Genomic DNA, 1,105 nt, shown 5'->3' with positions numbered 1-1,105 from the left:
CCCGCCACGAAATCGGCGGTCAGGGTCTTCGCTTCGCCCTCATGGGTGAAATGCACGGTGACGCCGTCGTCTTCTATCCCCTCGATTGCGGTCACCTCGGCCTCGTGCAGCACGGTGCCGCCGCGCTCGTCACGCGCGTTGTACAGGTCCTGCGTCACCTCGGTCTGGCCATAGACCATCACGCCGCGGCCCGTCAGGTCCTTGATGTCGATATTGAGCCGCTCGTCATGCCACGAGATTTCGACCCCGTCATGGATTTCGCCCTGACGGTCCATCCGCGCTCCCACTTCGGCGGCGCGCAGCAGATCGACGGTGCCCTGTTCGAGCACCCCGGCCCGGATCCGCGACAGCACGTAGTCCCGCGAGCGCCGTTCCAGCACGACGCTCTCGATCCCGTGCAGGTCGAGCAATTGCGACAGCAGCAGCCCGGCCGGGCCTCCACCGATGATAGCGACTTGGGTCTTCATGCGTCTCCTCCGCAAAGGTCATTGCAGCGCTGCGCGAAAGCGCGCGCCTGCGCCGGGGACTGCCCTGCCGCGAGAAGCGGATCGGTCAGGGTGTCCCCGTCGAGTTCGGGATGGGCGGCCAGCAATGCCGCCGCCGGGTCGGGTGCGGCCATCGCCTCTTGCACCGCTGTCTTCGCCGCGTTGCGCGGCAGCGTCTTGGCGAGCGTGAAGATCGCGCGCTCGGCGTAAGGGCCGAACCCCGCCGCCTCGAGATTGGCGCGCATTCGGGGCGCGTCGGCCTCGAGCCCGTCCAGCATTTCTCCGGCGAGGCGCAGCGACGCGCCGCAGGCCACGAGTATCGGGCGCAGGCTCATCCATTCCAGCGCCCAGGCGGCGCCGTCGCGGAACTGACCATGCAGCGCGGATTCGAAGAGGCTTACCTGCAGATGCGCGGTGTGACGTGCCAGTGCCACCAGCGCCTCGGCGGCCACGGGGTTCGATTTATGCGGCATGGTGGACGAGCCACCGCCCGCGATCCGCACCTCGTTGATCCCCGATTGCGCGAGCGTCACCACATCCGTGCCGATCTTGCCCAGCGAACCGGTCAGCAGAACCGCTTGCGCGCCGGTCGCGGCCATCGCGTCACGGCGGCTGTGCCA

2 protein-coding genes are annotated in these 1,105 nt (G+C 68.3%); both read right to left on the bottom strand.

What is annotated here, in order from left to right; all coding sequences use genetic code 11:
• Positions 1-467, bottom strand: a 467-nt coding sequence (locus B3D39_RS08280) for an FAD-dependent monooxygenase (protein WP_286789591.1), incomplete at its 3' end; no start/stop codon positions are given.
• Positions 464-1,105, bottom strand: a 642-nt coding sequence (locus B3D39_RS08275) for a lyase family protein (protein ID WP_286789590.1), incomplete at its 5' end; no start/stop codon positions are given. The genes B3D39_RS08280 and B3D39_RS08275, both read right to left, overlap by 4 nt.

The sequence above is a fragment of the Thioclava sp. UBA3469 genome (assembly GCF_002378135.1).
Lineage (GTDB): Bacteria > Pseudomonadota > Alphaproteobacteria > Rhodobacterales > Rhodobacteraceae > Thioclava > Thioclava sediminum.
Note: the sequence above shows the minus strand (reverse complement) of the source record. Positions and strands in the feature narration are given on the sequence as shown.